The organism is Desulfoconvexum algidum (assembly GCF_055382125.1).
The window spans coordinates 2,497,724-2,517,073 of record NZ_AP042394.1 but is presented as its reverse complement, the minus strand read 5'-3'; the positions used below and the strand labels follow the sequence as shown (position 1 = coordinate 2,517,073).

General features: G+C 38.9%; 27 protein-coding genes. 6 read left to right on the top strand and 21 right to left on the bottom strand.

Annotated elements, in window-relative coordinates; genetic code table 11:
* Positions 1-14 precede the first annotated feature (14 nt).
* From ACZ45G_RS11550 to ACZ45G_RS11535, 4 genes are all read left to right on the top strand, one after another.
* The gene (locus tag ACZ45G_RS11550) at positions 15-1,319 is read left to right on the top strand and encodes an MBL fold metallo-hydrolase (protein ID WP_464178204.1); all 1,305 of its coding nucleotides are present in this window, start codon (positions 15-17) and stop codon (positions 1,317-1,319) included.
* 37 nt (positions 1,320-1,356) lie between these two features.
* Entirely contained in the window at positions 1,357-1,557 is a 201-nt protein-coding gene (locus tag ACZ45G_RS11545) for a 3'-5' exonuclease (protein ID WP_464178202.1), read from the top strand.
* A gap of 10 nt (positions 1,558-1,567) precedes the next feature.
* Positions 1,568-2,041, top strand: coding sequence for a putative quorum-sensing-regulated virulence factor (locus ACZ45G_RS11540; RefSeq protein WP_464178200.1), 474 nt, complete (start codon positions 1,568-1,570; stop codon positions 2,039-2,041).
* Positions 2,042-2,249: 208 nt separating this feature from the next.
* Positions 2,250-2,885, top strand: coding sequence for an HNH endonuclease (locus tag ACZ45G_RS11535; RefSeq protein ID WP_464178197.1), 636 nt, complete (start codon positions 2,250-2,252; stop codon positions 2,883-2,885).
* On the opposite strand, the gene ACZ45G_RS11530 is transcribed toward ACZ45G_RS11535, so the two are convergent.
* On the bottom strand, positions 2,882-3,196 hold the full coding sequence (locus ACZ45G_RS11530) for a DUF6794 domain-containing protein (RefSeq protein ID WP_464178195.1): 315 nt from the start codon (positions 3,194-3,196) through the stop codon (positions 2,882-2,884). The genes ACZ45G_RS11535 and ACZ45G_RS11530 overlap by 4 nt on opposite strands.
* Before the next feature lie 57 nt (positions 3,197-3,253).
* On the opposite strand from ACZ45G_RS11530, the gene ACZ45G_RS11525 reads away from it, so the two are divergent.
* Complete coding sequence (locus tag ACZ45G_RS11525) at positions 3,254-4,507, top strand: transposase (RefSeq protein ID WP_464178192.1); 1,254 nt, start codon at positions 3,254-3,256, stop codon at positions 4,505-4,507.
* Positions 4,508-4,589: 82 nt separating this feature from the next.
* Here the strand turns inward: ACZ45G_RS11525 and ACZ45G_RS11520 are convergent, their stop codons facing one another.
* The 9 genes from ACZ45G_RS11520 to ACZ45G_RS11480 all read right to left on the bottom strand — a co-directional run bounded on the left by ACZ45G_RS11520 (position 4,590) and on the right by ACZ45G_RS11480 (position 11,172).
* Positions 4,590-5,192: a DUF7686 domain-containing protein gene (locus ACZ45G_RS11520; RefSeq protein WP_464178190.1), complete on the bottom strand. Its 603-nt coding sequence runs from the start codon at positions 5,190-5,192 to the stop codon at positions 4,590-4,592.
* A 29-nt stretch (positions 5,193-5,221) separates the two neighbouring features.
* On the bottom strand, positions 5,222-5,506 hold the full coding sequence (locus tag ACZ45G_RS11515) for an integration host factor subunit alpha (protein WP_464178188.1): 285 nt from the start codon (positions 5,504-5,506) through the stop codon (positions 5,222-5,224).
* A gap of 48 nt (positions 5,507-5,554) precedes the next feature.
* On the bottom strand, positions 5,555-6,283 hold the full coding sequence (locus ACZ45G_RS11510) for an L-2-amino-thiazoline-4-carboxylic acid hydrolase (protein WP_464178186.1): 729 nt from the start codon (positions 6,281-6,283) through the stop codon (positions 5,555-5,557).
* Between the two features lie 399 nt (positions 6,284-6,682).
* Positions 6,683-7,018 (bottom strand): CHAT domain-containing protein, encoded by a 336-nt coding sequence (locus tag ACZ45G_RS11505; protein ID WP_464179933.1) that lies wholly within the window; start codon positions 7,016-7,018, stop codon positions 6,683-6,685.
* Positions 6,963-8,039, bottom strand: coding sequence for a hypothetical protein (locus ACZ45G_RS11500; protein WP_464178184.1), 1,077 nt, complete (start codon positions 8,037-8,039; stop codon positions 6,963-6,965). The genes ACZ45G_RS11505 and ACZ45G_RS11500 overlap by 56 nt, the downstream gene beginning before the upstream one ends.
* Before the next feature lie 510 nt (positions 8,040-8,549).
* Positions 8,550-9,623 carry an ADP-ribosylglycohydrolase family protein gene (locus ACZ45G_RS11495; protein WP_464178182.1) on the bottom strand — a complete coding sequence of 358 codons (1,074 nt, stop codon included), beginning with the start codon at positions 9,621-9,623 and terminating at the stop codon, positions 8,550-8,552.
* A gap of 67 nt (positions 9,624-9,690) precedes the next feature.
* Positions 9,691-9,909 carry an exodeoxyribonuclease VII small subunit gene (xseB, locus tag ACZ45G_RS11490; protein ID WP_464178180.1) on the bottom strand — a complete coding sequence of 73 codons (219 nt, stop codon included), beginning with the start codon at positions 9,907-9,909 and terminating at the stop codon, positions 9,691-9,693.
* Entirely contained in the window at positions 9,896-10,582 is a 687-nt protein-coding gene (locus ACZ45G_RS11485) for an exodeoxyribonuclease VII large subunit (RefSeq protein ID WP_464179931.1), read from the bottom strand. Before ACZ45G_RS11485 ends, xseB begins: the two co-directional genes overlap by 14 nt.
* A complete protein-coding gene (locus ACZ45G_RS11480) occupies positions 10,465-11,172 on the bottom strand; it encodes a hypothetical protein (RefSeq protein WP_464178178.1) in 708 nt (235 codons plus the stop codon). The genes ACZ45G_RS11485 and ACZ45G_RS11480 overlap by 118 nt, the downstream gene beginning before the upstream one ends.
* A gap of 24 nt (positions 11,173-11,196) precedes the next feature.
* Here ACZ45G_RS11480 and ACZ45G_RS11475 point away from each other — a divergent pair, with 24 nt between their 5' ends.
* Positions 11,197-11,832, top strand: a complete 636-nt coding sequence (locus tag ACZ45G_RS11475; protein ID WP_464178176.1) for a class II fructose-bisphosphate aldolase — start codon at positions 11,197-11,199, stop codon at positions 11,830-11,832.
* Positions 11,833-13,465: 1,633 nt separating this feature from the next.
* On the opposite strand, the gene ACZ45G_RS11470 is transcribed toward ACZ45G_RS11475, so the two are convergent.
* The 11 genes from ACZ45G_RS11470 to ACZ45G_RS11420 form a co-directional block, all read right to left on the bottom strand.
* Positions 13,466-13,972, bottom strand: a complete 507-nt coding sequence (locus ACZ45G_RS11470; RefSeq protein ID WP_464178173.1) for a hypothetical protein — start codon at positions 13,970-13,972, stop codon at positions 13,466-13,468.
* A 57-nt stretch (positions 13,973-14,029) separates the two neighbouring features.
* The gene (locus ACZ45G_RS11465; RefSeq protein ID WP_464178171.1) at positions 14,030-14,209 is read right to left on the bottom strand and encodes a hypothetical protein; all 180 of its coding nucleotides are present in this window, start codon (positions 14,207-14,209) and stop codon (positions 14,030-14,032) included.
* 12 nt (positions 14,210-14,221) lie between these two features.
* Positions 14,222-14,617, bottom strand: a complete 396-nt coding sequence (locus ACZ45G_RS11460) for a hypothetical protein (RefSeq protein WP_464178168.1) — start codon at positions 14,615-14,617, stop codon at positions 14,222-14,224.
* The gene (locus ACZ45G_RS11455) at positions 14,614-14,784 is read right to left on the bottom strand and encodes a hypothetical protein (protein WP_464178166.1); all 171 of its coding nucleotides are present in this window, start codon (positions 14,782-14,784) and stop codon (positions 14,614-14,616) included. Before ACZ45G_RS11455 ends, ACZ45G_RS11460 begins: the two co-directional genes overlap by 4 nt.
* Positions 14,785-14,813: 29 nt before the next feature.
* Positions 14,814-15,137 carry a DUF6957 family protein gene (locus tag ACZ45G_RS11450; protein WP_464178164.1) on the bottom strand — a complete coding sequence of 108 codons (324 nt, stop codon included), beginning with the start codon at positions 15,135-15,137 and terminating at the stop codon, positions 14,814-14,816.
* 72 nt (positions 15,138-15,209) lie between these two features.
* Positions 15,210-15,602, bottom strand: coding sequence for a hypothetical protein (locus tag ACZ45G_RS11445; RefSeq protein ID WP_464178162.1), 393 nt, complete (start codon positions 15,600-15,602; stop codon positions 15,210-15,212).
* 18 nt (positions 15,603-15,620) lie between these two features.
* Complete coding sequence (locus ACZ45G_RS11440; protein WP_464178160.1) at positions 15,621-15,974, bottom strand: hypothetical protein; 354 nt, start codon at positions 15,972-15,974, stop codon at positions 15,621-15,623.
* The gene (locus ACZ45G_RS11435; RefSeq protein WP_464178158.1) at positions 15,971-17,311 is read right to left on the bottom strand and encodes an NIF family HAD-type phosphatase; all 1,341 of its coding nucleotides are present in this window, start codon (positions 17,309-17,311) and stop codon (positions 15,971-15,973) included. The genes ACZ45G_RS11440 and ACZ45G_RS11435 overlap by 4 nt, the downstream gene beginning before the upstream one ends.
* Positions 17,312-17,313: 2 nt before the next feature.
* Entirely contained in the window at positions 17,314-17,751 is a 438-nt protein-coding gene (locus tag ACZ45G_RS11430) for a hypothetical protein (RefSeq protein WP_464178156.1), read from the bottom strand.
* A gap of 68 nt (positions 17,752-17,819) precedes the next feature.
* Positions 17,820-18,227, bottom strand: coding sequence for a hypothetical protein (locus ACZ45G_RS11425; protein WP_464178154.1), 408 nt, complete (start codon positions 18,225-18,227; stop codon positions 17,820-17,822).
* 312 nt (positions 18,228-18,539) lie between these two features.
* Positions 18,540-19,154 carry a recombinase family protein gene (locus ACZ45G_RS11420; RefSeq protein WP_464178152.1) on the bottom strand — a complete coding sequence of 205 codons (615 nt, stop codon included), beginning with the start codon at positions 19,152-19,154 and terminating at the stop codon, positions 18,540-18,542.
* Between the last annotated feature and the right edge of the window lie 196 nt (positions 19,155-19,350).

The following is a 19,350-nucleotide window of genomic DNA, read 5'->3' as shown; positions in this document are numbered from 1 at the left end:
AACAAGGTCAAATTATGCCACAGATAATAATCCATAGGGGTACTCACACCATAGGCGGCAGTTGTGTTGAGATAAAATCCAACTCTCATAGAATCTTAATCGATCTCGGTACCCCTCTTATGGAGAAAGGCGGTGGAGAATTAAATCAAAATGCTTTGGAAAAACCATCAGTAGAAAATGGAATTTTGCCTGATGTTAAAGGTTTATATAAGGATACCAATCCGGATATCTTCGCTGTCTTTATTTCACATTCCCATATAGATCATTGTGGTTTGTTGAATCATATCCATCCAGAAATTCCTGTGTTTGTAAGTAAAGGGACTCATTCGTTGATTGAAATAGGAAGAGTTTTTTATCCACCTCAAAGCAAGATTTTTTTTGAAAACTATAAAATATTCAAACATTGGCGTCCTGTAGAATTAGGTCCTTTCAAAATAACGTCATATCTCATGGATCATTCTGGATACGATGCCTCCTCTTTTTTAGTAGAAGTTGATGACAAGAAGATTTTTTATTCAGGTGACTTCAGAGGACATGGTCGAAAATCAAAACTTTTGGAAAGGATCGTTGAAAAACCCATATCAAATATAGACTGTTTATTAATGGAAGGAACAACGCTCGGTGGACAGCATAAAGTTGGATTTGAAAATGAGGAGGAAGTCGAGCAAGAATTCTTTAATATATTTTCAAAACAGAAAGATGTGTCTTTAATAATGGCTGCTGGTAGCAATGTCGATAGACTTGTATCCTTATATAAAGCTACGAGAAAAAGTAAAAAAACTCTGGTTTTAGATCTTTATACCTATTATTTACTTGATCAATTGAAACAGATAACCCCTGGATTACCACCATTTGATGGTGACAATATTAGGGTTTTTTATATCAGAGGGCATGCACAGAATATTGTAGATCATCTTGATAAGAGCATTTTGTATAAATATAAAACCCGTAAAATCGAAATTGATGAAATTGTAGATCAAAGGGAACAGATGGTTTTAAAGTTACCTGTTAGTGCCCTGAAAAAAATATCAAAAATTCTAATTAAAAAAACTCCCTTTGAAAATGTTAAATATATTTTTTCAATGTGGAAAGGATATTTGGATAAAGATAGTTATCACCAGGATTTCTGCAATGAATATAATGCTGAGCTTGTTCATGTCCATGTGAGCGGGCATGCTTATCTAAATGATTTGAAAAAACTTGCTAAAGCGTTGAAACCAAAAAAATTAGTCCCAATTCATACTCTTTCAGGAGAAAATTTTAGTTCTCATTTTGAAAATGTTGTTATATATGATGACCATGCGCCATTTGAAATTTAAAGCCAAAGCCTGAAACCAATAATTGATCGGAGCCACAGTGTTCATATTTCTCGATACAGAAACAACCGGAACTGAAAAAGAAGACAGATTATGCCAACTCGCCTATAAACTCGACACTGGTGAAATTGTAAACGAATTATTCAAACCACCTTTACCAATTGCCATTGAACCAATGAGTATCCATCATATTACGAATGAAATGGTGGCAGACAAACCAGCGTTTAAGGACTCCCCCTGAATATCAAAAATTGGTCGATTTATTAAATGATGATACCAATATACTTGTCGCCCACAATGCTAAATTTGATGTTGATATGCTCGTCAAGGAAGGTATCCACCCCCAAAAGGTGATCTGCACATTGAAGTTGGCCAGGCACCTGGATCCGAATGGTGTTATTCCCAAATACAAGCTTCAATATCTAAGATACTATCTAGGCATTCAAATTGAAGCAACCGCCCATGATGCCCTGGGGGATATTCTGGTCCTTGAAAAATTGTTTGAGAGATTATTTATAAAGATGAGCAAGGATATCGTTCCCGCTGCTGTTGATAACAAAATGATGGATATTTCAAGTAAACCGGTTTTGTTGAGTCGAATGTATTTTGGGAAACATAAAGGACAGCTATTCAGGGATATTCCCAAAGATTATTTAAAGTGGTTGTCAGGTACAGATGATCTGGACGAGGATATGAGGTTTACGGTTGGGCATTATTTGGGATAAAGGAAAAATGTCTTTTGTGAAATTGCTCAAATGAGCCCTATTTCAGAAGGTTAACCATGTTTCTATTTTTTTGTCGGAAGGTTTAAAAGGATGTTGATAGAGATAAGCATTTTTTGATATCCATTAAGTGTTATTCGATCAGATATCTTTGGGTTAGCAAAACTAAAAAAACAGTAGAACTTAATTGTTAAGGAAAGAAACAAAACAAATGCGTAACAGTTTTTTATATCCAATTCCAGAGATTTACAGAGCGGTAAACTTATTAGATCTTGCTGCAAATGCCTTGTTAAAAAATGATCAAGAATTAGCTGCAAGCTTGCTTGTTAAAGCTGACATGCCAGAGATCAAACAATTTTACAGACTCATCGCTGGTCATACAAACCCAGTGATACATTGGCAGTCTTCACAACCGAAGGACGTTATTCCTAAGGATCAAAGAGTTGAGAAAAGAATGCCGACAAATCGAACAGAACAAAAAATCTTCGATAGAGATGGATGGAGATGCAGATATTGTGGCACCAAAGTTATTTCCAGAGTAGCACGAAAAATTTTCATTGAGCGTTTTCCAATCGAAACTCATTGGGTATCAAGCGAATATGAAAGACATAGCGCACTTCACTCTCAAGCTGCCTCTCTTGATCATGTTCTTCCACATAGTAGAGGAGGCACAAATAATACCACCAATTTGGTGACTGCATGTGGACCATGTCAATTTGGAAGAAATCAATGGACTCTCGAAGAGGTTGGATTCAAAGACCCAAGAGAAAGAAGTCCTATCTTAGATGATTGGGATGGGCTGAGTAGGCTCGAAGGTTTGCAGACTAAAAAAAATTTCGATGGTTAATAAGTTCCATCCCTAACTAATTTTGGCGGTGGAAATTTCTGTAACCTGTCCCAGAGAGCTTTGATTATCATTTCAGAGGCGGTGTCAATATCGAGATTCGGATCGCCTGAAGACTCTTTGCAATTCTCATAAAGTTTGGAATCTTTCTCCCACAGCCCGAATTCATTTCTTATACCCATCCCAAGACCAAAATGAAAATTGATTAATCCGTCTTCACCTGAATTCTTAATTTGATGCTTTGTTTCAATGGAGAGATCAGATAGAAGGGTATTATAGTCCGTAGCAGATGAATTGATACTTGAATAAAGCATAAATGAATGATATTCTATTCCTAAATCAAACCACTCAACTTGGGGAAATTATAGAGAATGATATCATCTCGTGGGAAAGCATTACTTCCAGAAACAAAGAAACTTATTGTTTCAACGAAACAATATTTTGACAACAATAAACTGATACCAAAAAAACCGAGTACAAAACGGACTGCGGATGCATTGGGCATTGGCACAGCTACTGTTAAAAGGGTTATGGCGGATTACAATCGAGATCCTAATCTACTCGATAATCCTATAAAGATGCGGGGTCGGCCTGCTCATGTTTTTGATGTATCACATCAAGCACTTGTCCGCTCGTACATTAGAACCGCTAATAGTAATGGAGAATATATAACGCTTGCTGACATCCAATCATTCTTAGGAGACGAATACCCTGACGAATCATATCACAAAACAACATTGGGTAGAACCCTCAATAGGTGGGGGTTTGAGTTCGGAAAGGGAACTCGATCTCAGCACCTAAAAGAAAAGGATCATGTGATTGCCGCAAGACAGCGCTACTTGCGCAAGATGAGAAACAACCGATCTTCTGAAGTTTCCTCTGAAACAAAACGCCCTGAAGTTTATTTGGATGAGTCGTATGTTAATAAAAATCATAGTAATGACTTTATATGGTATTATGGCGAGGATGGCCCTTGGGTACAAAAGCCCACAGGTAAAGGAGAGCGCCTCATAATAATGAATGCAATCACTAAAAACGGTTGGGTTCCCGGAGCTAAACTCGTATTCAAAAGCACTAGAAAGACCGGAGATTATCACGGCCAAATGAATTGGGATTTGTTTAAAAAATGGTTTACAGAAATGCTCCTTCCAAATATCCCAGAAAAATCATTGATAATCATGGATAATGCCTCATACCACAATCTTCTTTCAGAACATTCCCCACCAACACACCAGAGTTCTAAAAAGAAGATAAAGGACTGGCTGGAGCAAAATAAAATTTATTGCCAGAATGATTGTTTAAAGCCGGAACTGATTGAAATCTTAAGAAAGTTGGCTCCTGAACCGGTCTATGCAATTGATGAAATCGCCGCATTTTTCGGGCATACGGTCCTAAGGACACCACCATATCATCCAGAATTACAGCCGATAGAAACATGCTGGGGAGTAACAAAAAACCACGTGGGAAGAAATTGCGACTTCACTGTGAAAAATTTAATCAAACAACTTGATTGTGGGTTCAATAAAGTTACCGCAAAAACATGTGAAAAAATTATCGAAAAAGTAAGAACAATCGAAGACGATTTTTGGACAACTGCTATAAAAATGGATGCTACATATATATGAAAATTGGTATCAATTCATTCGCTATGAACTATAACTGCATCTGCTATGGTCGTGGATTTATGTTTGTCATTCATTTAGCAGTTCAATCCATTTCATCGCTGCGATCAAATATCTGGAACTTAAAATTAAACCCTTCATAAGTCATGAGCGTCTGACCGAAATCTTTCCAGGAAATTTCTTTTCCATCAATTATTACCATTGGGATTCTGTCAAAATCTGAAGAATCATGCTCACAGGAAATCTGACCGTGAACAATATCTTTATCGGTTATTTGCCATGACCGAGTTCCTTCATCCCGATAGATGTGTTTTTTATTCAAGGCTCTTTTCATTCGTTCATATAATTTTGTAAACAATTCAAACAAATCTTCTTCTGGATCACCAATAACGTTGAATTCATAACCGCCAGGAGAACCTTCAACGAGCTCAAAGGATTCTATTGTTTGTATATGGCCCAACAATCTATGGAGAAAATGGAATTTATGTTCTATCTCATCGGAGTCTTTTATGATTATCGGTTCAAAATCCATGTGTTGATAATCTTCACCTAAGGCGCCTGCAATAGTTTTGTTGTAACATTTCAGACAAATGGTTTGTAAGTTGTCCTCTGAGGATAAACAGACAGTGTTATATGAAGGAGTCGGATTACCACAGTTCTCACATTTTATTTTTTTGTCAGTTGTCATGCTTAAATTGTCCTTGCCCTTTCAATTCGTTATTCATTCAACCTATCCCGCAAAATCCCAGCACATTTAAAAGTAACAACCCGCCTCTTATCCAGTATCATCTCTCGACCAGTTGCCGGGTTCCTTCCCTTCCTCGGTGCCTTTTCATTAACCTGGAATTTTCCAAATCCTGATATCATAACATCTTCTCCAGATGCCAATGTGGATTTCATGATTTCAAGGAGGTGTTCAATTATATCTTTTGCCTGGGGAGGCGACTGGTTGATCTCTTCTGATATTTTTTCAATGATTGTTATTTTGGTGAGTGCTGACAAGGGGTAGTGCTCCTATATGGGCTTGCTTGGTATATGGTTGTTATGACTCTATTGTGGCAATTTATCAAAATCAGTGTCCAAATATCTTTTAATGATTTCAATATGGTCCTTTGAAGAGAATTTAACAAAATCAGTCAGGGCATTTTCCATTATTTCATCTGCCGCAGCCCCCAATTCATGTTTGATGACTTCTCCAACAGTTTTAAACAGATGACTAACATGATATTCCCAAGGCATAATTGCAGAAGCACCTGGCTTAACTTTTTTTTTATAAACCAAATCGAGAAGTTTAAAAAAAGTGATCTCTGCATCCTTGAAAACGAAATCACAAAGGTCTTCCCCATTGGTTTGAGTTGAATTGACTTTTATTTCAAGATCTGGGTTAAAGCCTTTAACAAGAGCAGTATCAACTTCTTTACAAAAATATTTTCCATATTCTAAAAGGTTATTTTCCTTCCAGACAGCGTGCCATGGACATTTGAAAATATTTAAACGGGCGTCAGGTTTTTTTTCGATCAGTTTAAAATCCATCTCACCTTTTGGTACTTCCCATTCCCCATAGGCAAAATAATTAGCAACGGTTAAATCATGGCCATTTTTCTTGGCTCGAAGTGCCATTCTTTTTCCACGTTGTTGACCATATTTTCTAACAGCTTGACGTATTAATTTTTCACCATTTTCTTCACCGATTTTGTTAATGATCTCCTTTGAAATACTTGTAAAAAGTAAAGCATGATGTTGTGCTGTAAATATGTTATCCCCATAAGTTTTTGGCATTTTTCATCCTATTTCAACACTTTATTATGCGCTTGTTATTATTAACGGATCTTTCTGTTATTAAAGATGTTGTTTAAGATTTTTGATGGGGTATTGTCAAGGAATTGGTTCGGGCGTGGAGACTTTGGAAATTGGGGTGGTTAAAATGGAGCGGATCTTAATGGGGAAGTGACTTGATTTGTTTTGGGATGGGGTGCTGGAGAAACCATTTTTGCATTATATACAACAGCAATTCAGGAAAGTATCCATGTCTCAGGCGATTTTTCCAATTTTTGAAAAGGGGCAGTTACTCTTATAAAATCGGTGTCAAAAAAATAAAATTCCAAAATTTTCAAATTGGACCGAAAAAATTGTGTAAGGATATACGATGTTACTTTTTTTTGATATAACGGGAGGGGATCAGGATTCACCTAAAAATAAAAATGCTCCCCAATAGGATGGCTTATCTTTCTTATACCGTTTTATAATTATTTTTTTTTCATGTAAAGCCGCTTGCCTCAGGGCCTGACAGCGGTTCATTCCGGATTTGATATTTTTGTAAAATTGAACCATCAACTCCATGGTCTCAGTATCAGGTACCTTCCACATACTCATGACCAAACTCTTTGCCCCAGCTTGGACAAACGCTCGTCTTAGGCCATAAACCCCCTCCCCTGTTTGGACTTCTCCCAATCCAGTGTCACAAGCAGACAACACTACAAGTTCTGTGTCGGTAAGCCCAGCGATTCCATTCATCATTTTCTGAGTGCCCAAATTGCTGTTTCGAAAACCCTGATAGAACAAAGTCATCAAAAGCTCTATGAAACCAATACGCATGAAGATGTTTAAGTTTTTTTCCATTTTGAACCCATTGGCTTCGTTCCGGTTTTTCATCAGGAAAATTATATCCCTCATTAAAACAGAACCAATCCACAACAGTTAAATTATAATTATTCAGCTTAATATGGGCAGATACGAGTTGTTCGAATGCTTTTAATATAAATTCATCTCGTAACTTCTGAGAAGTGGATGTTTTGTCAGGAAACAGGAATGGGGCCATGTGTTTCTTAAGCGATTCTGCAATTTTTTGTTCTGTCAAATTGAAAGATTCATCGTCACTATTTTTAAGTTTCCATAACAAAATTTGCTCAATCGCTTCTTTGTTCTCCTCCAATTCTTCTGCATCAACACCACCCAACGGCTGAGTCTGCCCTCTTAAAGGAATAATTAAATTTTTAAAAGCATAAAGGCTTGCATACACAAGTATATCAAGGGGAGATAATTGTTCGAGTTTATCCTCAAACATTTTCATGCCACAACGGAATCTATTCTGTTCTTGCTGTATGCTTTCACAGTCTTTAAGCAACAAAGTAAACTCATTGTCGCTGGCCATGTTTAGATTACAAATTTCTTGCCATCGTTTTTGATCTGGGGAAAGAAATACTTGGGAATATTTTACTGCCTGACAAAGTGTGCTGGGAGAACGATCTAAAACAGATTGCAATAGATTGTTTTGTATAACTTCATTCTGCTGAAGGTAGCGTGTCAGGGCAAAACAGAATACTTCTGTTGCAAAAAATTCATCAGAAATATCAGCCCAAAAGGGACTCATCCAAAATGCAGCATTTCGGTCTCTTTTGTTTAGCTTTTTTTTTCCTTTTTTTGCAGGCTGACCATCGAGATACCTGTGAGTAAGTGTAATTAGAGCCTCTGATACAGAGAAACCTGATTTATATAATTTCGAAAATATTTCTTGATAGATTGTTAAATAAGTCATTTACTGTCCATTCATCTTATAATCTTTTCACACCTTTTGACATGCCCTACAAATAGCGCAGTACAAGATGCTGTCATATATGGAAGGATGGCAGGGGGCTTTTAATGGTGAAAAGAACGGTTCCTCGTGCATGGGTAGCAACGCTATGGTGTAGTATGTATCCCATGGCCATCATCAGGCGAACATTTTTTTCGTTGGGTAGTATTTTTTTGCCCCCTGTCCTTCTTCTTCACTTTTAGTGATTAAACCCTTGATTCAATAAATTCTTCAAGGACAAAAAAAAAGGTTCTGGAAACTCATTCCAATTAAACCAATCCCACTTTTCACATTTATCCGGTTCTGATCCTTCTCCGAAAAAGTGGAAGCAAGGTTAAGCCTCTCTATTATTTTCTCGAACTGATTACACAAGTCCCAAGATTACCAAAGCCCATCTTTGACGTTCACACTGACTTGTTTTTCGAAAGTCTTGAAAGTTGGACGCTGATTGACATCTCTTTGTTCAATTTTTCTTTATGTTAAACTTGTCTGTCCGAACTGATCAAACAGATCACCAGCAGTCTCTTCAATTAGCTCTTTTAGTTCAAGGTTTATCACCCAAGAATTAGGGAGAATATCGCCCCCATACAGCGCACCCAAAATATTCCCTGTAATAGAACCAGTCGAATCACTATCGCCTGAATGATTAACTGAAAGCAAAACCCCTTTTTTAAAATCATCGCCGGCAACTAATGCACAATAAATACTGATAGCCAAAGCTTCTTCTGCCACCCATCCTGCCCCAATATCTTCTATGACACCAGGTCCAGGAGTTGTTTTACCCATCATCCCCATTGCTTTATCAATTGTCTCTAATGTCTCTCTATTATTTTTCTCATTTTTCAAAATCCTAATAGATTCATCAATTGCATATACAAGTGAGTCTCCTGAAAGAATCATGGAAATTAGAGCAGCCAAAATTCCGGAGCTCAAATAACCAGTAGGATGACCGTGTGTAATCGCCGCACATTCACAACCAATTTGAAATGCTTTTTCAGCATCATTGTAGGCGAGTCCGACTGGTGCAATCCTCATTACGCCACCGCAACCTTTGCTTTCATTAATGGGGCTCTCAATAGTCCCCATTCTCCCAGAATGCAAAGCTGACAAACAGCTATTCCCTGGCGCTCTTAATGAAAAAAGTTCTTTATAGCCTGTTAATACTCCATCCACAATTGAACAGGTACCATGATTTTGAAGAAAAGTATCTTGACGATTTGTTTCTTGGGTATATAACCATCTTAAAAGAGCATGGTAAACAGCAGTTATTACCCCTTTATCCCCCTGATATTCCTGTCTGACTTTTGATAAAATCAAACCTTCGGCTGAGAATAAAGTCATTTGAGTATCATCGGTAATGGAACCTCTTCGACCATATGCTTCTGAATAATCAGTCAGTCCAGGATGCCCGAAGTTAGATCGGATTTGATCAATCGACATGAATTCAATTGGTGCACCCAACGCATCTCCAATTGCTCCACCAATTATACAACCTTTGAAATGTTCAATTGTTCGTTTATTTTTGGAAGACATAATCCTTATTTCCATTTAAAGGTCCCTATCAAACCGAGTCTGGTAGTCTATATCTTTTGTGTCAGACTTCTATTTATTGCATTCAGGTTTCTTGATCCTCTAATTCTTTAAAAGCATCCCTAACTTCAGTTTCAACGGCCTTCAATTTTTTATCAAGCTCCTTGATTAACCTGGCACCTAATTTTACATCCTCGGCCAGTTCATCAATAGGCGTTTCTGATCTATCAAGCCGGTTTAATATTTCATCCAGTTTTTCAGATTTTTGTTCGTAGGTCATCTTTGAGATATCAATTTCGTTCATTTGTCTTCACCTCTATTGTTTCTATGACACTTGTCAGTCGTCCGTCACCCAATTCAGTTATTATCGTTTCATTCCGGGAAATATCCGAAACAGATTTAAGGAGTTTGCCGGCCTTATTGTAAATAAGAGAGAATCCCCTATCTAAACTTGTCTTTGGGTCGTATGCTTTCAGTGTTGATTTTTTAATTCGGAGGGCAGCTCGTTCATTTTTAAGCTGGACCAGAATTTTATCTTTGTTGAACCGATGCTTGAAATATCCGATATCCCGTTTATATTCTTTGATCCTGTTTTCCGGTAAGGATATTATTCTGCTTTTCGAAACAGATACCATGCCCTTTTCAGTTGCCAGCCGAGTATTTACCTTGACCGCCAATTGATTAGCACTGCTTTTCAAATCACTTTTTAGAATATCAATCAGCTTTCGAGTTCCTTCCCGAATACCTGTCTTTGCTTCAGAGACCCAAGCCCTTTCCCCTTCAAACCGATAATCCCAGGTTGATTTGAGCCTGTTTCTGGATTCATTGAGATGTCGATCCATTTCGATGAACCTGGCCACTAATTCTTCAGAAACAGCGGTTGGTGTTTTGAAAGACCGGTTTCCAACGTAATCCAGTACACTGGTATCAATTTCATGACCAATACCAATCCAGACAGGCAATTTACAATTTGCAATGTTCCGAGCAATCTTTTCATTATCAAGGGAAAACAAATCAGTTTTGCTTCCTCCTCCCCCAAGCCGAACCGTTCTCTAAACGCCGGTACTTCCAAAAGATCCATGAGATCGCTGACAGCCATGCGGGAGTCGGGTAGATGTAAAAGCTTCTCAAGGGCCTTGAGCATGGGCACGCTTTCCCTATTGGGCTTGTCCGCAATAGTAAAGGGAATAAACCTTGGGTCCATGGGCGACAAATTACCGAACACGGCCTCGATGTGGGGGGCATAGGCCTCAATGTCCGGTGTCATCACGATGATATCCCTGGGATTCAGGTCTTCAATCGTTTCAAAGCTATGGAGGAGCTGATCCTGAAGGATCTCCACCTCCCGCTGGCGGCTGTGGGCAATCTGAAAACTGATGGACCGGTCGTTACCCTCAACCCATTGTCTCTTTTCCTTGTCATTGGGAAGGGGCTCAAGGTCGAGGATCGCCTGCTGAACCTGTTGGAGCAATGTCCCTCCTGTTCCTGATGTTATAAAATCATCAAACAGATCGATTTGGGCAAAATCTTTTTCATAGGTTTCCGGCTCGTCATAGCCGTAGAGCAACCCGATGTAGTCCCTGCCCTGCTTATGCCCGACGACCAGACCCCCCTGGCAAACATTGAACTCAATCCATTTGTTCCCGATTGGGCCGGCCTCGAAACAGAGGTAGGTGAAATCAATGGAACCCTCGGGCTTTCCACGGATGAAGAAGCTTTGTTTTTCATCCAGGTGTTCAATGCCCACAATATCTTTCCGGACTGGATTGCACTGAACAACGGCACCACCCACGGAATTGAACAAAGCGGCACCGGAATAGATGTCCAGCTCACCGCCCAGATTCATGAAGCCCTTTCGCCCTACAGGATATCCGGTGGACAGCACGGCACCTCGGGCAACAATTCCGACAAACTGCAGACCATTGCATCAAACACCAGCACCACAAAAGCCAATGTTGCCAAAGCTCTTCAGATGGTTTCCTGGGATATTAAAGTCAATGATTACGGAAATGCCCTCCTGGACGACAACGGGAATTTCATCAAAAAAAAGGAGGATGGGGTTACAGAAGAAATATGGTCTAAAATGGTGGCCTATGCAACCGCAAATGGACTAAAGGGCTGGGGCGTTAAAAAACTAAACCTTCCCTTTGAGAACTATTTGATAGCCTTGCCCGGAGAGAGAAGGCAGAAAATGAAAAAAACTGTGGAGGAATTTAGCCATGAATGAGATAAAAAAATTTCTAACGGGAAAAATTTTTCTGTTCCTTCGGTTCGTGGTAACCATAGCATTGGACTTTGCTTTTCTTATTTTCTGGGGTTACTTGCAACACCAGTACCAATTGTTCCTTCTAAAATATCCGCTTAACAACCTAAATGCAATATTTTCTATTTCGCTTCATATCGTTTTTTTGGTTGGGACATTGATACCGGTATTAATTTATATTATTGCCGACGTCATTTTGATTGGGAAAGAGTTACTATTGAGAATCAATAAACATTAAAATAGTCGAGTGAGATAGATAAACTGATCCTCTCCATAAAAATGGAAGCACAGTTAAGCTTTTCAATAAATTTTTTTGGTAATCCAAAAATTCTCATATTTTCACAAATTCTTATTTGAATAGCAAAAAAATATAATGATGCCCTATAATTTTATTTTTGAAATCCGAATTTTTCTTTGTGTTTTTTGATAAGTTGTTTTTCTAAAAAGTATTTTTTTGATGACCGGAAATTTACAAGTGTACTTGGTTTTAGAGTACGGATGTAAAGGTGTTACTGTAACCCCTGATTTTTTTGATGCTCCCTATGTTACTGTAACCCTTTTTCAATACGGATTTTATTTGTTACTGTAGCCTTTTTGCACCTGTTACTGTAACCCCGTGATCTAAATATTAAAGATATCTTTAAGATAGCTTGGAGATATCATAAAGATAGCTTGAGGATAGCATAAAGATAGCTTGAGGATAGCATAAAGATAGCTTGAGGATAGCATAAAGATAGCTTGAGGATAGCATAAAGATAGCTTGAGGATAGCATAAAGATAGCTTGAGGATAGCATAAAGATAGCTTGAGGATAGCATAAAGATAGCTTGAGGATAGCATAAAGATAGCTTGAGGATAGCATAAAGATAGCTTGAGGATAGCATAAAGATAGCTTGAAGGCAGCAGTGAGATGCCTACTGGCTACCTGAAAATCTAAAAAAACTCTGACCACAGATGCAACAATGTATCAAATATGATTCTTGACATTCGAAAACACTCAACACATAGGGATCTGCAAAAAGAGACCTATCTTCGATACCCGCAAGACAGTTTTGGGGGGCTTATTTTTGTTTTTTTTAAACAGATAACCCACTGAAAAAATAAGATTTATATATGACATATGACACATCTTATGTCATATTAGCTGATGCCCTTTTAACTCTGTCCCCAGTGTCAGGATATTAAATGGTATGCATATCGACCCTGCTGTTGTGAAAGATAAAATAAGCGTGGTAATAGAGGATTAGAATCAAATCTATCAGGGAGACCGGCCTTTATTATCATCAGATCTTAAAGTTGTTGGAAATTTTTGTTGTGCAGCTCATCGTAAGAGAAAACATGATCGACTGAAAAAATAATAATTGTTTACCCATGGGGGATCTTTTCTTGAGATCCCCTTATCTATAAAGGATATGATAATGATTTATATTGAAATCATACAAACCGTTTTATTAATTTGGATCCTTTTTAGTTTGGGCAAGATTGGCCAGCTCGTCCAAATCTGTTTTACCGGACACGAAGAAATTAAGGCTTTGAAAATCGAAAACAAAAAATTGAAGCAAACGCTCTATGAAAATAAAATCAAATTTTGAATTGGTTTATCCGTGATCGACCACGCCCTCTCCGGCGATCTCAACAATCTTTTTTAGTGACCCAAAAACGCCAGTATCACACGGTTGCCAAGAAATATCGGCTTTCATGCAACCTTCCAAGAAATGATATTCACCCAAAATTATTTCTGCATAAGAAGGGCCCTTTTCCCAGGGATAGATTTCAAAGGCCCGGATATTTAGGATATCAATTCCAAATTGTTGACAAGCCTTCAGGATAATCCACCGAGCTGAGTTGCTAATCGATGTTCCAGAATCGCCCCCAGGATCAACAAGGACAATCCAAAACACCTCTGTTGAAAGTTCTTGAGCAATAATTGCCTGGCAAAAAGAGCCATGAACTGTCTTGTCTTTTTGATCCTTTGGGTTTCCATTGCCACGCCATGTAAAAATAGTATTATGTTGGATATCAAACAAATTTAATTCGTTCATCAATCTTGTTTGAGCTTCAATGAGGACTGTTAAACAACGAATTCTTTTAGGTTTTGCTGACATACACGCCCCTTTTTTAATATTACACATTGTGTGTTAATCTGGTTTGCGTAATATATTTTACACATTATGTGTAATTTCTTTATTTTCGGTTTTTTTTGCCAATTCCTGGCAAGCTGGAAGCAATGAGTCGTAAACTTTTAGCCTGTCTTCGTAAGACAATAATGATGGTGGTTGCTGTTTGTCTAATTCCAATTGGTCGATATAATGTGGAAATTTTTTAACGTCAGAACAAACCATAAAATTAATTCCTTATTTTAAAATTTTTCGAATTTCATCTTGCATTGCTTTGGGCATTCCATCAAATTTTTCTTTGGCAAAAAGGATGGAAAAAGGATGGTTTTGGACAACATTTTCCCACCAGGCCATCTCCTCTTTAGGTAACCCAAAGAAATCATCAATGGTGAACACTTCTTTGACCCGATCTGGCTCTTTGCCCGTTAAGATCCGAACCCACACTTCACCACCAATTCGATCTTTCTTTTGACAAGATTTAATGCAAGCCTGTAAATCCTTTTTGTTTTTCAAACATCTCTGCAGGCCTCTCCGGATATTTTGCCAACACCTTTGAGTTAAGCCTTTATGGCCTTTTGGCGTGGGATTTTCGGCTAACCAGTCTTTGATTTTTGGGTCATCATAATTTATCATTTGAGCCCCATATCTTTTTTAATTTCTTCTACTATTTCATCAGCAGAAAGACCTTTGAGATACCATTGTCTCAACTGTTCTTTTTCTCTTTCTGGGGTGATATAGCCTTCGATTGCGCTTGAAGCGACAGCGTCTTCAATGATTATGTCGATCTCATCTAATTTCATTTTTAGTCTGTTTATTACTCATTTGGGCTTTAATAAAAAATTTTTAGAATACCATTCCCTAAGTCCGGATAGATATCACCACCCTCGTTGATAACCTTATAAATCGTATTTTGGGTCTCGATCACCCCTTTGTCCCGGTCAATAGCAACGATATATGATGATCTCATATGATCTCCCGGTTGCCATCTTTGCGCTGCATCGTGGACGATCGTGCCGGTAAAAACTAAAGGCCCAGGATCGTAAAGAATGTCTGGATACATATCCGTCAGCCACTTATAGTCTCTAATCATATCTGGCGGGATCGTTAAATGATGAATTTGCCAATTCCTGACCAAACCGCCGTCTTTTTTCATGATTTCTTATCCGTTAATCAAATCGTTTGTTAAATCGACATCAATTTCTTCCCACGCCCAAGAATCAATCTTTCAACTGTCATCTGACAGATTCACCGGCTTCCAACCATCATCACCAGCAAGATCGATTTCAGGCCTATCTCGGTCGATACAAGACTTCTCCCCAATCATTTTTTGGACATGCCACCACCTTCTGAGAGCCCCGATCCTTCCGGCTTTTCTGTCGATACGAGTGATGTAAGATGACATAAAACTTTCCAATAGGCCAAATCTTCTCTCCACCGACCTGGTCTCAAGTGCAGAAAAATAAAAAACATAAAAACCAACAATCAGAATATCCGGGAACTCTATTTTTAATTCAGCCAAATCACCACCAGGAAGCCTCTCACGGTATAAAGTGATATAATTTATTTTCCCCTGATATTTCTTAGTTCTCCAAAAATTAATCTCGGTATTCTTTCCCATCAAAAATCCTCCAGATATTTAGTTTATCGTGTTGTATAAATTTCCGACAATTTCTTGGCAATCTGGACAGATAAGGTCATCTTTCGGCTTGTGCAGCAGCTCCCTTTTTCCGGGTGGGCCTGATTCATGATCACGTAGATCTGCTAAGCAGTGAGGACAACAGTGTGGCTCACTATAGATGTGCCACCATGCGCCCCAATACTGCACCATATTCTGATGGGTATATCCGTATTTTTCCATGGTGGGCGTGGTTTTGGGATAAATCCCGGCCTCAAGAAGGGCTTCGATTATCTTCAACATCTTTTCTTGATCTGCTTTAGAAAATTTTATCCGTTCTTCCTGTAATTCTTTTAATAAATTTTCAGTCGTCATATGAAAATTCCTTCCTCGATCCGGATTAAAAGTTGCTGGACTTCCACCAGGCCACTTGGAGTTCGTGAAAATTCGATGGGAATTTTGTCGCCAAGTCCAGGGGCTTTTGATATGAGCCACTTCTCAGCGGTTTTTCGATCTTCAAAAACTTTTATTGCGAGTTCCAGAAGTTCTTTTTCATTGTTCTTTTTCCATGGTAGTTGCACCCAAATTTCTTGGATCATCGATTCAGGATGTTGCTTTCTTAAATTTTCTTCTGACAATTGTTCCCTTGGCAAGTCGTTTGCTGTGGCGGTTTTCAGCCATTCCTCTAAAGCCTGCTGGGCAGGCTCATGAGCTTGTAATGTGAAACTTTTAAAGTGATCGGTGCCATCGTCGGGGCAATATCCATGGCATCCAAGGATATCTGGAAATTGAATATCAATACCGTCCGGTTCCCTGGTAAAAACAACATTAAAAGGCTCCCAAGAATTGATAATTTGAATTCCATTATCAATCTCTTCTTTGAGATTAATGTCAGACACAGGATAAGCAATTAACTCCATTTTACCCCAATAATACCGCTCAAACTCACCTTGCGCCCGGTCCATAACACCCCGGCCAAAAGGCTGTTCAGTCCGTTTCTTGTCTACCTTATCATCAATCTCTATGGCAATCTTGATAATGCTTTCTGCATCTGCCTTGCCCTGGGCCACTGACCCGTATAGCCATGCCCGCTTTATCCCGGAACCCGGATTATCAACGTATGGCTCAAGATATTCTAAAACCGATTCTTTGCTAATGGTGTTGTGCTTAATCATTCTCAAAATACCAAGAACCCTGGGCAGCTCACGATCAAAATGAAAATTAATATCTTCATATGCATCGACTTTGATCCACTGAAAAAGTTGCTCATAATGAATATAGCCAGCATAATCATCAACGAGTATCGCTTCATGAGGCTCAATGCCAGAGATGTATTGCAAATCTTTTTTCCCGGTCCTGGGCCACTGAATATATTCAAATTCTGCAAATCCGGCAGGTACCTTCTTCTTTTTTTCCAGGCTTTTCGCTACGATCCTAAAAACATCTTCACGGACAGCCGTGAAAATCACGATCCGCTCGAACAGATCCTTCACAGACTCCAAAAAATTGAAGAGATGGGGCCTGGCCCAAAAATCATAAGTCTCTGGATCAACGCTGGTTGTTATGGTTCTTTCCAAGTCCAATGCTAATACCCTAATGTTACTATGATGTCGCCTTGCTTGCTCTCGGCATAAGATGACCGGCTGGCTCCGGACACAGTACTTATAATACTCTTTTTTTAACAACATTTTGCGCTCAAGAGAAATTTCCATTTTCAACCTTCTTTTGTCTTCAGATCTTTTGATGAGCTTGTCCCATATACATCTTCAAGGATCTCACACAATGAGGGGTGGGTGCGATCCTGCTTGCCCCGGACAAGCTCTGCGGTCGGCCAAAACCATTTTTGAAATGGTCGCCAGCTCCAGTGTTTAGGCACTTCGGTTACTCGGAGGCCAGTGACTTCGGTAAAGTATGCATCAAGGTCTGAAATGATGTGCTGCTCAGCAATCTTTTGGGCTTCCGGACCAAATTTTTTGACGACCTGGCGAACTCCTTGTTCGTGGTAAAAGACAACTCGGTGGCTATGCAAAAACACCGATTCATACTGGTCCAGGTAAGCAATAATTTCTTTTTCCAGTTGGTGTTGGATAAGTATCGTTAGACACCTCACCCGCCCGGGTTTCCGGGGGTTTAAAAGTTCTTCTTTTTTCATATTTTTCCTTCAACCTCTTTAATAGTGGAGTTTGCCAATATCTTTAAGATCTGGGATTAGATGGCTTCTTAAACGCACCAAATCATGGTTTCAATCATCCGACCGCTATCACCTGTATCCACAGCATCCCATCCAGCTCCACCAAGGTCAATTTCCGGCCGATCACGATCTATCCTTTTATCATTCGCTGTTTTTTGAATGTGCCACCACCGCCTGAGAGCCGCAACCCGACCCGCTTTCTGATCAATACGGGTGATATATGAGGACTGAAATCGTTCAAAAAAGCCAAACCGCCGTTCGACGGGCCAGGTTTCATGTCCCGAAAACCAAAAAACACAATTTCCAACAATAAGGATATCCGAAAACTCAGATCTCAGTTTTTCTAAATCGGTGTCAGAAAGCCGTTCTCGATACAGATTGACTCCAAGGATCTTGCCCTGGTATTTCTTGGTTTTAAAAAATTCTTTTGAATCCATTTTTTCCTTCATCCATCAATCAATTCGCCCGTCAAATCGCTTTCAATTTCTTCCCATGCTCGATCATCGAAATCTAAATTTTCTAAAAAGTTCATCAAATCAGACATTTCTTTTCCCATAAACTCCCTGTTTCTTTTAATATAAGTCTACAAATTTGTAGACTATAATTATTTCTCGATCCCCGCCAGGGGAGGCTTTCAGCAGTTTATCAGGTATTAATTGGCAGTTCAAGGATGATCTTAAAAGGCGTACTTTTTTTATGCCCAGGGGAACTCTTTTTTCTATTCGACTCATTATCCGGATAAGTGATCACTAAGCACTCACACTAACGGGGAGAGATAACTGAGTTTCAACGGGTCCAGAGATTTCACCCATCTTAAAGTCTTTGAGAATTTTATAAATAGTAACTCTGCTAACCTTAAATCTTTCTGCAAGGTCCTTCTTGTTCTCACCGGCATCAACCAGGGCAATAACTTCCTTTTGTTGGTTTAAAGATAGTTTAGGTTTGCGTCCCAGGTGCTTACCCTGCTCCTTGGCTTTTTTGATCCCTTCTCTCTGCCTCTCCCTGATCAATGAACGCTCGAACTCACCAAAAGCACCCATGATTTGTAACATGAGCATCGACATGGCGTTATCACCGCCACTGAAGGTCAGATTTTCTTTGTGAAAATGAATTTTAATCCCCTGAGCTGTCAAATCCTCGACAAGCTCCTGGAGGTTTTTTAAGTTCCTGGCCAAACGATCCATAGAATGACAATGGAGTGTATCTGATTTCCGAAGATACCTCAAACATTCCTGAAGTTGAGGCCTATCAATATTTTTCCCGGAGATTTTATCAACAAAAGTTTCTTCCAGGGCTATTCCATCCAATTGTCGATCCGTGTTTTGATCAACAGAGCTTACTCTTATGTATCCGACATCAGCCATTTGTTAATTTTCTCCTATAACCTTTCTTTATTTTCTTTGATCTATGTAAAGGAATAGATTTTCTAAATATTCTTTACACGAAGGACCGGGGCTTTCCGGAGTTTAAAAAAAGTGTACCTTTCTTTACTCAGTCTTGGGGTGTAAAAACACAATTTCTGACACGCCAAGAACCGTTCTATGATTTTATACTTTTTCT

What these genes read in the sequence shown, in the direction of transcription:
- ACZ45G_RS11550 (WP_464178204.1), top strand. Translation starts at nt 15, where the DNA reads ATGCCACAGATAATAATCCATAGGGGTACTCACACCATAGGCGGCAGT.
- ACZ45G_RS11535 (WP_464178197.1), top strand. Translation starts at nt 2,250, where the DNA reads ATGCGTAACAGTTTTTTATATCCAATTCCAGAGATTTACAGAGCGGTA.
- ACZ45G_RS11530 (WP_464178195.1), bottom strand. Translation starts at nt 3,196, where the DNA reads ATGCTTTATTCAAGTATCAATTCATCTGCTACGGACTATAATACCCTT.
- ACZ45G_RS11525 (WP_464178192.1), top strand. Translation starts at nt 3,254, where the DNA reads ATGATATCATCTCGTGGGAAAGCATTACTTCCAGAAACAAAGAAACTT.
- ACZ45G_RS11520 (WP_464178190.1), bottom strand. Translation starts at nt 5,192, where the DNA reads ATGACAACTGACAAAAAAATAAAATGTGAGAACTGTGGTAATCCGACT.
- ACZ45G_RS11510 (WP_464178186.1), bottom strand. Translation starts at nt 6,283, where the DNA reads ATGCCAAAAACTTATGGGGATAACATATTTACAGCACAACATCATGCT.
- ACZ45G_RS11505 (WP_464179933.1), bottom strand. Translation starts at nt 7,018, where the DNA reads ATGAATGGAATCGCTGGGCTTACCGACACAGAACTTGTAGTGTTGTCT.
- ACZ45G_RS11500 (WP_464178184.1), bottom strand. Translation starts at nt 8,039, where the DNA reads ATGACTTATTTAACAATCTATCAAGAAATATTTTCGAAATTATATAAA.
- ACZ45G_RS11495 (WP_464178182.1), bottom strand. Translation starts at nt 9,623, where the DNA reads ATGGAAATAAGGATTATGTCTTCCAAAAATAAACGAACAATTGAACAT.
- xseB (WP_464178180.1), bottom strand. Translation starts at nt 9,909, where the DNA reads ATGAACGAAATTGATATCTCAAAGATGACCTACGAACAAAAATCTGAA.
- ACZ45G_RS11475 (WP_464178176.1), top strand. Translation starts at nt 11,197, where the DNA reads ATGCCCGACGACCAGACCCCCCTGGCAAACATTGAACTCAATCCATTT.
- ACZ45G_RS11470 (WP_464178173.1), bottom strand. Translation starts at nt 13,972, where the DNA reads ATGTCAGCAAAACCTAAAAGAATTCGTTGTTTAACAGTCCTCATTGAA.
- ACZ45G_RS11465 (WP_464178171.1), bottom strand. Translation starts at nt 14,209, where the DNA reads ATGGTTTGTTCTGACGTTAAAAAATTTCCACATTATATCGACCAATTG.
- ACZ45G_RS11460 (WP_464178168.1), bottom strand. Translation starts at nt 14,617, where the DNA reads ATGATAAATTATGATGACCCAAAAATCAAAGACTGGTTAGCCGAAAAT.
- ACZ45G_RS11455 (WP_464178166.1), bottom strand. Translation starts at nt 14,784, where the DNA reads ATGAAATTAGATGAGATCGACATAATCATTGAAGACGCTGTCGCTTCA.
- ACZ45G_RS11450 (WP_464178164.1), bottom strand. Translation starts at nt 15,137, where the DNA reads ATGAAAAAAGACGGCGGTTTGGTCAGGAATTGGCAAATTCATCATTTA.
- ACZ45G_RS11445 (WP_464178162.1), bottom strand. Translation starts at nt 15,602, where the DNA reads ATGGGAAAGAATACCGAGATTAATTTTTGGAGAACTAAGAAATATCAG.
- ACZ45G_RS11440 (WP_464178160.1), bottom strand. Translation starts at nt 15,974, where the DNA reads ATGACGACTGAAAATTTATTAAAAGAATTACAGGAAGAACGGATAAAA.
- ACZ45G_RS11435 (WP_464178158.1), bottom strand. Translation starts at nt 17,311, where the DNA reads ATGGAAATTTCTCTTGAGCGCAAAATGTTGTTAAAAAAAGAGTATTAT.
- ACZ45G_RS11430 (WP_464178156.1), bottom strand. Translation starts at nt 17,751, where the DNA reads ATGAAAAAAGAAGAACTTTTAAACCCCCGGAAACCCGGGCGGGTGAGG.
- ACZ45G_RS11425 (WP_464178154.1), bottom strand. Translation starts at nt 18,227, where the DNA reads ATGGATTCAAAAGAATTTTTTAAAACCAAGAAATACCAGGGCAAGATC.
- ACZ45G_RS11420 (WP_464178152.1), bottom strand. Translation starts at nt 19,154, where the DNA reads ATGGCTGATGTCGGATACATAAGAGTAAGCTCTGTTGATCAAAACACG.